Origin of the sequence: Planococcus ruber (assembly GCF_022819085.1) — a bacterium.
Taxonomy (GTDB): Bacteria; Bacillota; Bacilli; order Bacillales_A; family Planococcaceae; genus Planococcus; species Planococcus ruber.
Window position 1 is genome coordinate 56,203 of sequence record NZ_JALHAG010000004.1, and the last position, 13,960, is coordinate 70,162.

At 44.3% G+C, this 13,960-nt stretch carries 13 protein-coding genes and 1 other annotated feature; of the genes, 9 read left to right on the forward strand and 4 right to left on the reverse strand.

Annotated elements, in window-relative coordinates:
• Nucleotides 1-113 precede the first annotated feature (113 nt).
• The gene (gene acsA / locus MTR82_RS08185; RefSeq protein WP_052654561.1) at nucleotides 114-1,832 is read left to right on the forward strand and encodes an acetate--CoA ligase; all 1,719 of its coding nucleotides are present in this window, start codon (nucleotides 114-116) and stop codon (nucleotides 1,830-1,832) included.
• A 351-nt stretch (nucleotides 1,833-2,183) separates the two neighbouring features.
• Here the strand turns inward: acsA and MTR82_RS08190 are convergent, their stop codons facing one another.
• The gene (locus MTR82_RS08190; RefSeq protein WP_246808663.1) at nucleotides 2,184-5,144 is read right to left on the reverse strand and encodes a transglycosylase domain-containing protein; all 2,961 of its coding nucleotides are present in this window, start codon (nucleotides 5,142-5,144) and stop codon (nucleotides 2,184-2,186) included.
• A gap of 107 nt (nucleotides 5,145-5,251) precedes the next feature.
• Nucleotides 5,252-5,443, forward strand: a binding site (T-box leader).
• A gap of 52 nt (nucleotides 5,444-5,495) precedes the next feature.
• On the opposite strand from MTR82_RS08190, the gene tyrS reads away from it, so the two are divergent.
• Nucleotides 5,496-6,761, forward strand: coding sequence for a tyrosine--tRNA ligase (gene tyrS, locus MTR82_RS08195; RefSeq protein ID WP_246808664.1), 1,266 nt, complete (start codon nucleotides 5,496-5,498; stop codon nucleotides 6,759-6,761).
• A gap of 53 nt (nucleotides 6,762-6,814) precedes the next feature.
• On the opposite strand, the gene MTR82_RS08200 is transcribed toward tyrS, so the two are convergent.
• Nucleotides 6,815-7,309, reverse strand: coding sequence for a hypothetical protein (locus tag MTR82_RS08200; protein ID WP_246808665.1), 495 nt, complete (start codon nucleotides 7,307-7,309; stop codon nucleotides 6,815-6,817).
• Nucleotides 7,310-7,492: 183 nt separating this feature from the next.
• Between MTR82_RS08200 and MTR82_RS08205 the strand changes: the two genes are divergently transcribed.
• The 7 genes from MTR82_RS08205 to MTR82_RS08235 all read left to right on the forward strand — a co-directional run bounded on the left by MTR82_RS08205 (nucleotide 7,493) and on the right by MTR82_RS08235 (nucleotide 12,323).
• Complete coding sequence (locus MTR82_RS08205; protein WP_052652054.1) at nucleotides 7,493-8,134, forward strand: FMN-dependent NADH-azoreductase; 642 nt, start codon at nucleotides 7,493-7,495, stop codon at nucleotides 8,132-8,134.
• A 134-nt stretch (nucleotides 8,135-8,268) separates the two neighbouring features.
• Nucleotides 8,269-8,886, forward strand: coding sequence for an NUDIX hydrolase (locus MTR82_RS08210; protein WP_246808666.1), 618 nt, complete (start codon nucleotides 8,269-8,271; stop codon nucleotides 8,884-8,886).
• Between the two features lie 24 nt (nucleotides 8,887-8,910).
• Nucleotides 8,911-9,255, forward strand: a complete 345-nt coding sequence (locus MTR82_RS08215) for a hypothetical protein (protein ID WP_246808667.1) — start codon at nucleotides 8,911-8,913, stop codon at nucleotides 9,253-9,255.
• 147 nt (nucleotides 9,256-9,402) lie between these two features.
• Nucleotides 9,403-9,936, forward strand: a complete 534-nt coding sequence (locus MTR82_RS08220) for a sigma-70 family RNA polymerase sigma factor (RefSeq protein WP_246808668.1) — start codon at nucleotides 9,403-9,405, stop codon at nucleotides 9,934-9,936.
• A 2-nt stretch (nucleotides 9,937-9,938) separates the two neighbouring features.
• Entirely contained in the window at nucleotides 9,939-10,346 is a 408-nt protein-coding gene (locus MTR82_RS08225) for a PadR family transcriptional regulator (protein ID WP_246808669.1), read from the forward strand.
• A 6-nt stretch (nucleotides 10,347-10,352) separates the two neighbouring features.
• Nucleotides 10,353-11,636, forward strand: coding sequence for an FtsW/RodA/SpoVE family cell cycle protein (locus MTR82_RS08230; RefSeq protein WP_246808670.1), 1,284 nt, complete (start codon nucleotides 10,353-10,355; stop codon nucleotides 11,634-11,636).
• A 105-nt stretch (nucleotides 11,637-11,741) separates the two neighbouring features.
• Nucleotides 11,742-12,323, forward strand: coding sequence for a general stress protein (locus MTR82_RS08235; RefSeq protein WP_246808671.1), 582 nt, complete (start codon nucleotides 11,742-11,744; stop codon nucleotides 12,321-12,323).
• Between the two features lie 47 nt (nucleotides 12,324-12,370).
• Here MTR82_RS08235 and MTR82_RS08240 read toward each other — a convergent pair whose 3' ends face one another.
• Both MTR82_RS08240 and MTR82_RS08245 read right to left on the reverse strand, forming a co-directional pair.
• Nucleotides 12,371-13,177, reverse strand: a complete 807-nt coding sequence (locus MTR82_RS08240; RefSeq protein ID WP_246808672.1) for a cobalamin-binding protein — start codon at nucleotides 13,175-13,177, stop codon at nucleotides 12,371-12,373.
• 254 nt (nucleotides 13,178-13,431) lie between these two features.
• A complete protein-coding gene (locus MTR82_RS08245; protein WP_246808673.1) occupies nucleotides 13,432-13,947 on the reverse strand; it encodes a hypothetical protein in 516 nt (171 codons plus the stop codon).
• Between the last annotated feature and the right edge of the window lie 13 nt (nucleotides 13,948-13,960).

Here is a 13,960-nt window from a genome sequence, read left to right on the forward strand (position 1 = left end):
TGGGATTTGGAAAGTGAAATTATCCATTGTTTTCTAAAAAGTTAAAATTATTCGCAATCAATTGTCAGAATGTTGTAGAATGAAGGAGAACCAATTGGGAAAGGATGATTTGGATGAAAGTGGAAGCGATACCAGCAAAACAAGGGGAGCATCATCTACATAATTATGAAGACATCGCAGCTAATTTCGACTGGACTGAAGTTGAAAAAGAATTCAGTTGGTATGAAAGCGGTAAAGTAAATATGGCGTACGAAGCGATCGACCGCCACGCTGAATCCTATCGAAAGAATAAAGTAGCTCTTTACTACAAAGACCAATCGCGAAACGAGTCGTATACGTTCTATGAAATGAAGCGTATGACAAACCGTGCAGCGAATTTATTGAAATCCCATTCGGAACTGGAGAAAGGCGACCGCATGTTTATTTTTATGCCGCGTTCTCCGGAACTCTATTTTGCCATGTTCGGTGCCTTGAAAATGGGCTTGATCGTCGGGCCATTATTTGAAGCGTTTATGGAAGGCGCCATTTACGACCGCTTGGATGACAGCGACGCGAAAGCGATTATTACGACTCCGGAATTATTGCCGCGCGTGCCGTTTGACCGGCTGCCGCATCTTAAAACTGTTTTCCTTGTAGGGGAAGAAATTGAAGAAAATGATCATACGGTTGATTTCATGAAGCATCTTCACGGGGCTTCTGATAAATTTGAAATTGAATGGCTGGATAAAGAAGACGGCCTTGTGCTCCATTATACTTCCGGTTCGACCGGAAAACCGAAAGGCGTTCTACATGCCCAATATGCGATGGTCCAGCAATACCAGACCGGCAAATGGGTATTGGACCTTCAGGAGGAAGATATCTACTGGTGCACAGCCGACCCTGGCTGGGTGACGGGGACAGCTTATGGCGTCTTTGCTCCATGGCTGACCGGTACGACTACTGTTATTTTAGGAGGACGTTTTTCTCCCGATGGCTGGTACAAAGCGATTGAAGATTTTGGCGTCACCGTTTGGTATAGTGCGCCGACAGCTTTCCGCATGCTGATGGGCGCAGGAGATGCATTGGTAAAAGAATACGATCTATCAACGCTTCGCCATGTTTTATCCGTTGGGGAGCCCTTGAATCCGGAAGTTGTGCGTTGGGGTGTCCAAGTATTCGATAAACGGATCCACGACACATGGTGGATGACAGAAACGGGAGCGCAGACCATTTGCAACTACCCATCCATGGCAATCAAACCGGGCTCGATGGGCAAACCGGTTCCGGGCATCAAAGTGGCCATTGTTGATGATCAAGGAAACGAACTGGCGCCAAACCAAATGGGCAATTTGGCGATCGAAAAAGGCTGGCCGTCCATGATGCGCCAAATTTGGAACAATCCATCAAAATACGAATCGTATTTCTTGAATGATAAATGGTACGTTTCCGGGGATTCGGCTTATATGGACGAAGAAGGCTATTTCTGGTTCCAGGGACGGGTAGATGATGTCATCATGACTTCCGGCGAACGCGTAGGTCCATTCGAAGTAGAAAGCAAATTGCTTGAGCACCCAGCGGTGGCAGAAGCAGGGGTCATTGGAAAACCGGATCCGGTACGCGGGGAAATCATCAAAGCCTTTGTTGCGTTAAATGCGGGCCATGAACCTTCTGAAGAATTGGTCCAAGACATCCAGCAATTCGTCAAAAAAGGGCTGGCTGCCCACGCGGCGCCGAAAGAAATCGAATTCAAAGACAAACTGCCGAAGACCCGAAGCGGTAAAATTATGCGCCGTGTCTTGAAAGCATGGGAACTCGACTTGCCGACAGGCGATTTGTCGACGATGGAAGATTAATAGAGAAAAGCGGAAGTGCCAGTCTAGCCCCGACAAGCGCTGGAGGGCTTTCAGGGAATGGCGCTCTTTGCCATTTGCTGAGAGACCGAAGCGACTCGAGGGGCTGGGCACTGGAGTCTAGACAATAGAGAAAAGCGGAGACAGCCATCTAGATTCGCCGGACATAAGACGAGCTGACGAAGTGGCGTGTTTTCAGCCACACAGCCGGATTGGCTTATGACCCGAGGATCTGGCTGGTGGAGTCTGGACAAAGAAAAGCGGAAACAGCCGTTTAGATCCGAAAGCTTGAAACATAAAAGGCACCAGCTGAGATTTTTCTCAGCTGGTGCCTTTTTAAGTTGCGGGAATAAATTATTCACCGTCGCCTTCTTCCGGTTCTGTTGGTTCAGCCGGAGGAGGGGTAGTGCCGCCATTAGCTGGAGGAGGAGTAGTTTCTTCTTCTTCCTCTTCCTCTTCAGGAGGCGTTTCCGTTTCGTCTTCTTCATCAGCCGGAGGAGCTGTATTTTCCTCCGGTTTGGCAGGAGCCGCCGGTTTTGGCGCTTCAATGCCTACTGTATTGGAGAGCGGCGATTGTTGGCCGGTGATGTCCACAGCTACGACAAAATAGCTGCCTGGACCCGGCAAAGTATAAGAATTTCCACGAGATTCCGAGATGGAAGCGAGTAAAGAATTGCCTCCGCCGCTCCGGTAAATGCGGTAGCCGACGACATCATTCGAAGCGGAATTGCTCCAAGTAAGAGTTCTTCCGTTTAGCGATGCTTGGACGCCGGATGGAGCGATGCCATCATGGTTCAAAGTCGAACCTGAAACGATGTTAGAGAAGCGTGAATTGCCAGGGAAGAGCTTGCTTGCGTCTCCGCCCAATGTACCGAGCATGCGGTCAATATAAGCTTTGGAAACACCGGCACCGCCGCTGCTGACAAATTCTCTTGGCGTACTATCCAGTGCCAAGTAACGGGAACCATTTACAGTCGTATAAGATCCTGAAGTCAAGCTGTCATCTGCTTTTGTCGGAACCATAACGTTGGCATTGAACAAGTCGGCTTTCACTAAGCCTGCACCCGAACATGCACCGCCTGGGGCAAGCCCTGAAATGCTGCAGAATGAGCGGGTGACAACGCCTTCAGGTGCTTTGAACGTTTCTTTAGTACCGATTAATTCAGGGTTAGTGTCATAAGCGGCATTCATTAAGCGCGCCCATAACTGGTTAACCCGGACAGAAGGCTGTAATTCGCTGTTTGGCCGGTCATTTAATTGGAACTTCTCTGTTCCATAGCCGAGCCATACGCTCATCGTTACGTTCGGATTTAAGCCGACGATCCACACATCTTTTGCATCTTGGGTGGTTCCGGTTTTGCCGGCAAAGTCTGAGCTGAATTTAAGTAAACTGTTTGCACGGTTACCAGTACCACGTTCCGTTTTAAAGACATCGCGCATCATATCCGTAAGGATATAAGAAGTTTGTGGTGAAAATATTTGTTCGCCGTCTTCTGTATTCTGTTCAAATACGATATTACCGTCTGCATCTTCAATGCGTTGAATCATGTAGGCATCTTTGTGTTTGCCATTAGCAGCAAACATGGAGTAAGCGCTCGTCAATTGTTCAACTGAAGCTTCGACACCGCCTCCAAGGGCCGAAGTCAAGAAGGCATTAACTTTCTCTTTGTTTTCAACCACTCTCGTCATCCCAGCTTTTCTCATATAGCTGCTAGGATCTTGGCCTTGTATTTGCGAATATAGACGAAGTGCCGGCAAGTTTTGTGATTCTGCTAAAGCATTGCGGGCAGGCATGATGCCTTGTTCGCTCGTTGGAACGAAGTTGCTCGGTTTGTATGGCTTTTGGCCAGGAATGTTTTGAGTGAATTTCACATCGACAACTGGGCTGCCAGCTCCAATTTTTCCAAGTTCAATCGCAGGTCCATAAACCAATAATGGCTTAGCTGTTGAACCGATTGAACGGAAAGCCTGTGTGGCATGGTTCAACTTCTCAATTTCAAAATCGCGGCCGCCAACAAAGCTTAAAATTTTGCCGGTGCTGTTTTCGATCGTCATACTGCCGACTTGGACAGGGTATTGCTTTTGGATTTCTTCTCCTTCTGCGTTAAGGGCAGGAGCAGTTAAAGTCGCCCCGTATGATTCGTAAGACTGTGCCGCTTTTTTCTGAGCATCGAACATTTCCTTGTTGATCGTAGAGTAAATGCGGTAGCCATTCGAACGCACGGCACGGTCTGCCAAAATGGCATATTCTTCGTACAATTTATCATTTTCTTCTAATGTAGCAGGGTCGATTCCATTTTGTTCAGCGAGTACATCCATAATGATGCGGGATGCACGTTTTTCAAGTTCCACTGTGATGTGAGGGTATTTCTCATAAGAACGCTGTTCGTCCAAACGGAAATCTTTTTTGATGTCATAAGCGATTGCTTCATCGTATTCTTTTTGGGTAATGTATTCTGTTTCCTTCATCCGGAATAGCACCGTCTTCATTCGGTCAATTCCGTGCTGCAATCCTTCATCGTCTTTCGGATCACCGTTCGATGTATAAGGCGTATAGCGGAAAGGCGCTTTCGGGATCCCGGCGATAAAGGCTGCTTGCGGCAAATTCAGCTCACTGGCAGATACGTTGAATAAACCGTTTGCTGCAGTTTCAATCCCGGCAATATTCGCGCCGGAAGAGTTTCTTCCGTAAGGGATGATATTCAAATAGGCTTCTAAAATCTCATCTTTCGACATGAATTTTTCGAGGCGCATCGCAAGCAAAATTTCTTTGGCTTTTCGTTCGTAGGATACCTCATTGGTTAAAATTTGGTTCTTGATCAACTGCTGCGTCAATGTCGATCCGCCTGTTTGGCTGTCAGAGTTTGAAACATCTTGGAACAATCCACGGAAAATCGCTTTTGGCACGATTCCGTCATGTTCTAGGAAGTATTCATCCTCTGTCGCAAGAACCGCGTCAATTGCAAATTTTGAAACCTTATCGAGCTTTGTTTCTTTCCGTTCTAAATCAGTGCGTAATTTACCGATATAGACTTTGTTGTCAAAAAACATCTCAGAGGTTTCGGCATAGCTGTAAATTTCACCGCGCATTTCATCCGGCGTACGAAGTTTTTCTTCGTCCACCAGGGAAGCGAAATAACCGGCTCCAACGGAAGCGGCAAATACACCGCCGACGACAAATATAATTGCAAGCAAAATAGCTAAGTTCCATAGCACACCACTAGTGATGCTCAGTCGCTTTGCCCATTTTGCGGAAGTCCATCGATTGTAAGTTTCTTCGGTTTTCCTAAGGCCGTCCCTTATCTTTTCAAGCACTTTATCAACCTCCTAAAATCTCGCTTTATTATAGCATATTCACACAAAAGCAACTAAAAAGATTGACAATATGTCATAATAAAGTAAACTAACTAATATATTTTCATATTCAAACGATGAAGAGTCCGAAGTAGGCGTTGCAAACTTTGTAGAGAGAGCCGGTGGTTGGTGCAAACCGGTCAAAGTGCAGCAGCTGAATTACAGTCTTGGAGTTTACGGAAGTGCCCCGTACGGCACATATTGAGTCGGGAGAATCAGATTCTCCAAGCTGGGTGGTACCGCGCAAAAGCGTCCCTGCATGAATTTCATGCAGGGGCTTTTTTTATTAGCTGAAACAAGGAGGAAATGGAAATGGCAAATGCATTATTGGAAGATTTAAAGTGGAGAGGCTTGCTTTACCAGCAAACCGACGAAGAAGGTATGGAGAAATTACTGGATGAACAGAAGATTTCGTTGTACTGCGGTGTAGACCCGACAGCGGACAGCATGCACATTGGCCATATCGTGCCGCTATTGACATTGCGACGTTTTCAGACGCACGGGCATCAGCCGATTCTTTTAGTCGGCGGAGCTACCGGCATGATCGGCGATCCCTCTGGAAGAAATGAAGAGCGCCAATTGCAGACAACGGAACAGATTGATAAGAACGTGGAAGGCATTAAAGTCCAAATGGAACAAATTTTTGATTTTGCTTCTGAAAATGGTGCGAAAATGGTTAACAACCGCGATTGGATAGGGCAGATGAGCATTATTGAATTCTTGCGCGACTACGGAAAATTGATTTCCGTGAATTACATGCTGGCGAAAGATTCAGTGGCGTCCCGTCTCGAGCAGGGGATTTCTTTCACAGAATTCTCGTACACGTTAATCCAGGCAATCGATTACAACCATTTGTACAATCATTACAATTGCCGCGTACAAATCGGCGGATCCGACCAATGGGGAAATATTACTTCTGGGCTTGAAGTGATCCGCAAAACGCATGAGGAAGAAACAAAAGCATTCGGCATTACGATTCCGTTAGTGACGAAAGCGGACGGAACGAAGTTCGGGAAATCTGCAGGCGGCGCTGTTTGGCTCGATGCGAAAAAGACTTCTCCTTACGAGTTCTACCAGTTCTGGATCAATACAGCGGATGCAGATGTCATCAAATACTTGAAGATTTTCACCTTCCTTGGCCGCGAAGAAATTGAAGCGCTTGAAACCACGGTGGAAACGGAAGCGCATTTGCGTAAAGCGCAAACGGTTTTAGCTGAAGAAATGACCAAATTGATCCACGGCGAAAAAGCGCTTGAAGATGCGCAGCGCATCACGAAAGCCTTGTTCAGCGGAGATTTAAAGGCTTTATCAGCAGAGGAAATGCGCGCTGCTTTTAAAGATGTGCCATCCGTTGAACTCGCGAAAGAAGCGAAATCGATTGTTGACTTGATCGTCGAAGCGGGCATTTCTTCGTCTAAACGCCAAGCGCGTGAAGACGTCACCAATGGTGCAATTTCGGTGAACGGGGAAAAAGTCACCGATCTGGACTACATTATCGATGAAAAAGACCGGTTGGAAGATGCGTTTTCCATCATTCGCCGGGGCAAGAAAAAATACCATATGGTTCAATTTAATTAATAAGGGAATAAAAAAATGCGGTTTCCATTGGGAGGCCGCGTTTTTTAATTCACTTATGAAGCAATTGTTTTTTCTTTCTTCATTAATTGTATGAGCTGATAGCCATCAGATGAGTGTCCTGCGTATGGACCCATCCATTTCGGATAAACTACCGGGATTGACGTGCCGGCAAATAACCAAAGATTAAGATACATGAAACCTTTCTTGAAATTCTGCAGGTCCCAATTCGTCAGCTGATTTAAAGCGGCGAAAGACAAAAGTGCAAGGCTTAATGAAGCAGCAGGGCCTCCTGCTAAGAATAAGAATCGTTGAATTTTTGATCGTTTTTCTTTTGGCTTCACCAAAGCGCAAAATCCGTAATAAGCCCACCGGATATGAAACGAAATCTTTCCGAACCGAAAATTTTCTTTATTGCTGTCATCCAACGGACCTAGATAGACTCTTACTTTTTCTTTGGATAACAAAGCACTGCCAATGGCATGGCCGGCTTCATGAAGAAGGACTGCAATCGGTAGGCCAACCAAATAAATCAATACAAATGAAATCATGCCATCCCTCCTGGTCTTAATACGGAGCTAGAATCGAAAGGTTTCACCAGTAAATGGAAAAAGTCATAAAATGTTCACGAAATGAATATCTTGAAGTCAGGATAAGTCGTCTGACAACAAAAAAATACGTATTCATTATATGATAGGGGATGTGAATATAATTTATTGGAGGAATTTAAACAAATGAATGTATTAGTAGTAAAAGCGAACAACCGTCCGGCAACTGAAGGCATTTCAAGCAAGATGTACGAAACTTTCATGGAGTCGGTGAAAGATAATAAAGACTTGAACGTAACCACTTATGATGTGTACGAAGAAGATATGCCTTATTTCGGCCAAGATCTTTTCAATGCATTCGGCAAATTGCAAAATGAAGAAGAATTGACAGATATCGAACAACGTCTATTAGCAGCGAAACAAAAAGCAATGGATGCCATTTCTGCAGCTGACCTTGTGGTATTTGCATTCCCATTATGGAATTTGACGATTCCTGCTAAATTGCATACATTTATCGACTATGTGTATGCCGCTGGATTTGCATTCAAATACGATGCAGAAGGCAATATGATTCAATTGATGACAGACAAAAAAGCAATTTTCCTGAATGCACGCGGCGGCGTCTACTCTTCTCCGGAAGCGGCACCAATGGAAATGGCTGTTAACTATATGCGCAATGTTTTCGGCGGCGTGTTCGGCATGCAGATTGTTGATGAAGTCATCATCGAAGGCCATAACGCAACACCGGACAAAGCGGCACAGATTATCGAAGAAGGCCTTGAGCGCGTGAAAGAGGCAGCTTCTAAATTGGTTCATCAAAACGCATAATCAACTGAAGAAGCGCTTAACCGTCTATCGAGCAATTTTGCTTGGTAGGCGGTTTTTTTTATTTTAAAGAGGAATAGCGGCATTCCCCAGAGAATGCAGTTAAGAGGATATTATTAGTTGAATCGAGGGATTTGATGAGTACAAAATGGTTGGAATGGGCTAAACGCATTCAGTCTCTGTCTCAAGCAGGGTTAACTTACTCGAAAGATGTATACGATATGGAGCGTTTTGAAGAATTGCGCACTATCAGTACAGAAATTATGGCTGAACATACCGAAGTGGAAATGGAAAAGATCAAAGACTTATTTGCGAGTGAAAAAGGTTATCAAACCCCCAAGATGGATGTCCGGGGAGCCGTATTCCGGGATGGGAAAATTTTATTGGTCAAAGAGAAAGTCGACAATAAATGGGCGCTTCCAGGCGGCTTTTGTGATATCGGCCTATCCCCAAGCGAGAATATTGTGAAAGAAATAAGGGAAGAGTCCGGTTTTCTAGCTGTTCCAGTAAAACTATTGGCTCTTTTGGACATGAACCAACACGGCCATCCGCCGCAGCCCTATCATTATTATAAATTATTTGTTCAATGTGAAATTGTAGGCGGTAGGGCATCATTTGGAGTAGAGACGGACGGAGTCGAATTTTTCTCAGCTGCTTCTTTGCCTGAACTTTCTTTGAATCGAAACACAGAAGCTCAAATCGAGATGCTTTTTTCGTTTTTACATCATCCAGAAAAAGCAGCGATTTTGGATTGAATTTAAAAGTAGGGTGGGGTATGGATGAAGCGGCAGCATGCGGGTTTGGTAATAATAATAGCGGCACTTACAGCTTGTATGCCTACCAGTCCGATTATCGAGAAAGAAATAGAAAAAATCGATATTCGCTGTCTGGAAACGGAGGAGTTAATTGAAATCACAGATCCGGTCCGTATACAGGCCGTAAAAGAGGAAATCAATTCAAGCAAACGAGAAGGAACAGAAGAGTTCGAACTGGCGGAAGGCCATACTGCAACATTGCGATTTGATGATGGCAGTGAATGGAAGACGACGTTTTATCCTTCAGGGCATGCGGTGATTGAGGGATATTATGTCCGTTCAGAACTTGAAGAATTTTGTGGAGAATAAAGGGATAGGCAAGTGAATAGATTGGCTGAACATCGTTTATGATCTAAACGGTGTTTTCTTTTCGGCTCCAAAGCTTAAAAGTTTTACGGCGTTTTCCAAACTTTCTTTTTGTCTGGGTCGTCTAAATTTAAGACAGGAGGCTAAGCAGTGGACGAAATAACGTTTGACCAGATCAGTACAGCAAGTTCAGAGGAAATTATTAACGAAGCTATGAAAGAATATGGAAAGGAAATTTTGCAGCTCGTATATTCTTATGTGAAAAACCGGGCGGCAGCAGAAGACTTAACTCAGGAAATTTTCATTAAGTGCTATAAATCACTGCATACATACAAGCAGAAATCGACATTCAGAACGTGGCTCTGGCGAATTGCTATCAATCATAGCAAAGATTATTTGAAAAGCTGGCATTACAAGAATATCGTTCTCGCTATAGAAGAGCCATTCCTTCATGAGGACAGCAACATTGCGCTGGAAAAATCAATTATCCAAAAAGATGAAGATGAGGAACTGGCTGCTGTTGTCATGAAATTACCCGTCATCTATCGGGAAGTAATCTATCTCTATTATTTTCAAGAGCTCTCAATCCGTGAAATTGCTGCAACTTTAATGAAGAATGAAAGTACCATCAAAACAAGATTAAAGAGGGCTAAAGAACTTCTTAAAGAAAGTTTGGAGGGATAACAATGGAAGAACGTTTAAAAGAACTGAGACAAGTGATGAAGAAAAAAGTATTCAATCAATTGGAATTTACAGATCAACTTAAAAACAGCATCCACACGGAAATAAGAAAGCAGGTGGAGAGTGATGAATATGTCTATTTGTCTGTGCTGCAACTTCTCGTACAAGAAAAAACAGGTGTTGTCTTAATCACTTACCTTCGAAGCAGGGGCATTAAAAGGTTTGAAGATAATGAGGGATTGCTATATAGCTTATTGCATCGTTTAGAAGTGAATGGTCTTTTGGTCAGCAAATGGGAAGAGAATGAAGCAAAGTTGTATAGTTTAACTGATAAAGGCCAGAAAATATTAAGGAAAGCTGAAAAGAAATATGCTGTTAAACAGTCTTATTTAAAAGAGATATTGGAGGTGTAAAGAGCTGTGGGGAATAGAAAAAACCATTATGTGAAGAAAGTGACTGAGCAAGTTCGTTCAAAAGAAGCGAAAGAACAGGTTGAAGCTGAATTAACTTATCATTTAAGAGAAACCCAAAAGGCATTGCTTAATAAAGGACTTAATGAGATGCAAGCAGAAGAAAGGGCAATTGAACAGATGGGAAGTCCAGTTCATCTAGGGATACAGCTGAATTCGCTTTACCGGCCAAAACTGGATTGGGCCATGCTAACGCTGTTCCTGTTAATTATCGGATTTAGTTTCTTGCCTCTCGTAGCAATAAATGCCGCAGACCTCGGCAGTTATATCGGGAAGAAAAGTGTCATGGCAGTGCTTGGAGTTGTAGCTGCAATAGGGTTAATGTTCTTTGATTACCGGAAATTAAAAAATCTACATTGGCTATTTCTGGGGATTGGGATTATATTGCTGCTTCTGTTGAATTTCCTGTCCACTGGAATGATGAACGGTTATCCAATTATCGATTTTGGTCCGCTGTCTTTTCAAATTCTACATACCTTGCCAATTTTATTTCTGTTTTGGGCTTCTTTTTTAGTGCAGGAACAAGCGGTATTCTGGAAAGCTGCTCTTTTCTTTCTCCTGACTTCCGCTTTAATGCTAAATGCAGGCGGAATAGCTGCGTTCATGATTTATAGTGTAATGGTTTTTATTATGTTGATAACCAGCTCCTTGAGCAACAAGAAAATATTCGGGTTTGCAGCAGTTTGCTTGGCTTTAATCGCTTCTATACTGGCTATCATATTCACTTCTCTGAAAGAGTATCAATTAGAGCGGTTCTATGCGTTTTTGAATCCTGAAATGTATAGTGAAACTTCTGGATACATGTATATTCAAATTAACCAAATAGTAAGCGAATCCACATGGTTTGGCAATCTTGGCGACATGCAGTTTATCCCTTCTGCGCATACAGACTTCATTTTCTTAAATATTATTCATCATTTTGGATGGGCAGCTGGGTTGCTTCTTTTACTTGCGTTAACTGGAGTGGCCGTTCGCATGGTCTATATTGCTCGCCAACTAAAAGATCCATATGGAAAGATGTTGCTGAGCGGAGGAGTTGCTCTATTTGTAGTTCAAGCTATTTATAATATCGGGATGATTTTTGGAGTGCTGCCGTTGATCAGCATGTCATTGCCGCTTCTCAGTTACGGATTCTGGCCGACTATGCTTGGTGCCTTAGTAGTGGGCATTTTCCTGAGTGTTTATCGCCGCAAAAACTTTAACATTAGAGCTGAACCGAAGTCTTTGCATTAAGTACTGAAATTCCGTAATGATTGGATCAAAAGGAAAATGTTTACCTCCTCTCTCTGCGGGTAATTTGTCACTATGGCAGAACATAATCCAGAGGAGGCGTTCAGAATGGCAAAACAACGAGTTGCAGGATCGTATCAAACAGAAAATGAAGCAATTGCCGCGATAGAGGAGTTAAAGCGGCAAGGTTATCGTTCAGAAGATATTTCCGTACTAAGCAAGGATAAAAGAGAAGCAGAAAATATTATGGAAGAAACCGATACGCATGTCGAAGAAGGTGCAGCTGCTGGCGCTCTAACAGGCGGCGCCTTAGGTGGTCTCGGCGGCGTGCTGGCAGGAATTGGGGCTCTAGCCATTCCCGGAATCGGTCCGATTGTAGCAGCTGGACCCATTGTTGCTGGATTGACGGGAGCTGCCGCTGGCGCAGGCATCGGTGGTTTGGCTGGCGCTTTGATCGGGATGGGCATTCCTGAAGACGAAGCACAGCGCTATGAATCTCAATTTAATGAAGGCAGCATTTTAGTATTAGTGGAAGACCAGGAGGATTTCATTCCAGACCATAATGACCGAGATGGCTTTGTGGATAATAAAGATCCATTGATCGGCGGGAATTCTTCAACGACCATTAGAGGTGATCAAGGCCTAGATGACGCTCGTTCAATTGAAAAACGTGGACCTGCGGGACTTTAAAAAACGAAATAGATAAAAACGAGCAGCCGATTTGCGGCTGCTCGTTTTTACATTTGTTTCGCTTTGATGAATCGCGGCAATTCCATATCCCTGTACTGTTCTGGGTGAAGAAGTTTTCCGAGCTTCACTGCTCCTTCAATCAAGCGGGGAGAAGGCCGGCAATACAGCTCTTCTTCCATTACATGGATGTTTTCAAAGCCTTTCATTTCATCCCAGCCCGGGCGTTTTCGGACAAGCTCGGGTTTGACTTTGGAGGTCATGATGCCGACCCAGGCGAGCAGAATATAATCGGGATTTCGTGTTCGCACATCTTCCCAATCGGTTTGGATATTCGCAGAATCGACGTCTTCGAAAACGTTGCGCCCGCCAGCGAGCTCGCTGATCTGCGTCAGCCAGTTGACGCGGCCTGGCGTGAACACAGGCTTCGGCCACCATTCCCAGTAAAGGGAAGGGCGAGAAGAAACGGCTGCCGCCCGCTTTTTTAAATCAGCGACAACAGATAGAAATTCCTGTTGAATGGGAACGGCGTCTATGCCGCAAGCTTGGCCAATTGTTAAAAGGTCATGGCCAATTTCCTCTAAAGTTTGGGGATCCAACACAAGGTGCGGAATCTTTCTTTTTACCAATTCTTCCACATTTTTTTCCATTCCCGGTACGCTGAGGGAAGCCAGAACCAAATCGGGCTTCAACGCTTCGAGTTCATCCATTCGAATCGATAAATCAGGCCCGAGCCGAGGCAAGTGAGTAATTGAACTCGGCCAATCGGAATAATCATCGATTCCTACAAGCAAATCCTCTGCCCCTAAAAATGCAAGCAGCTCGGTATTGCTTGGACAAATTGAAATAATCCGCATTATCTGCACCTCCGTTTTAACCAGTTTACCATTAAAAAAATCCCTCTGCCAAACAGGCAAAGGGACTCATAGAAGAAGACAGTCATACAAAGTTTGGCATTCCGCCGCTATTGCTGATAGTTGGGAATCGGTAACAGGTAACTTGGGAACGGGTGATAAGTCATGGGTTTGGCCATTTCCTGTTCGAGTAAGTGCACCGAAGCGCAGCAATTTTCTTCCTCTATGCCTTGAAGCGGAGTCTCACCCCTTCAAGGTTAAAAATATGTTGAACCATCGAAATTAAGTGCTATCGTATAATTTTTAGCGTTGATGGCATTCGATAGCCGGTTCGCCTGGCGTTCAATGTCCAGTGCTTTTAAGCGATATTCCTCGGGATCGAATAAGGCGACTCTGATAAGCGCCGCAGCCTCGCCGAAATTATAAGGGAATTCCTCTTTTTTAGAAGCGCCAAAAACTTTGTAGAGTCGGGCTTTTGCGCGAAGCTGGGTAGCGTATTCAATCGCCTCAACGATAGTTAGGGCTTCGCCGTTGAATTCGATGACATGCGAAATGTTTGCTTCATACATTAATTTGTCCAATGTCCTAAAATCCTTGCGGACGTTTTCCAAATCGTATTCAGCATCTGCGATTGAACGAGCTTGTTTAGGCAAGCTGCCTCCTTTTTCAATCTCTGCAAAAGAGACACGCACCATTTCCTCTTCCAATTCGTGAATCCGCTTTGCCAAAATACTTTTTAATTTGACTGCCTCTGCAAGTGAAACTTTCGCCATACGCCTTACCTCA

Bases quoted from the DNA above. Each gene is read 5' to 3' on its own strand.
- acsA (WP_052654561.1), top strand. From the start codon at position 114: ATGAAAGTGGAAGCGATACCAGCAAAACAAGGGGAGCATCATCTACAT.
- tyrS (WP_246808664.1), top strand. From the start codon at position 5,496: ATGGCAAATGCATTATTGGAAGATTTAAAGTGGAGAGGCTTGCTTTAC.
- MTR82_RS08200 (WP_246808665.1), bottom strand. From the start codon at position 7,309: ATGATTTCATTTGTATTGATTTATTTGGTTGGCCTACCGATTGCAGTC.
- MTR82_RS08205 (WP_052652054.1), top strand. From the start codon at position 7,493: ATGAATGTATTAGTAGTAAAAGCGAACAACCGTCCGGCAACTGAAGGC.
- MTR82_RS08210 (WP_246808666.1), top strand. From the start codon at position 8,269: ATGAGTACAAAATGGTTGGAATGGGCTAAACGCATTCAGTCTCTGTCT.
- MTR82_RS08215 (WP_246808667.1), top strand. From the start codon at position 8,911: ATGAAGCGGCAGCATGCGGGTTTGGTAATAATAATAGCGGCACTTACA.
- MTR82_RS08225 (WP_246808669.1), top strand. From the start codon at position 9,939: ATGGAAGAACGTTTAAAAGAACTGAGACAAGTGATGAAGAAAAAAGTA.
- MTR82_RS08235 (WP_246808671.1), top strand. From the start codon at position 11,742: ATGGCAAAACAACGAGTTGCAGGATCGTATCAAACAGAAAATGAAGCA.
- MTR82_RS08240 (WP_246808672.1), bottom strand. From the start codon at position 13,177: ATGCGGATTATTTCAATTTGTCCAAGCAATACCGAGCTGCTTGCATTT.
- MTR82_RS08245 (WP_246808673.1), bottom strand. From the start codon at position 13,947: ATGGCGAAAGTTTCACTTGCAGAGGCAGTCAAATTAAAAAGTATTTTG.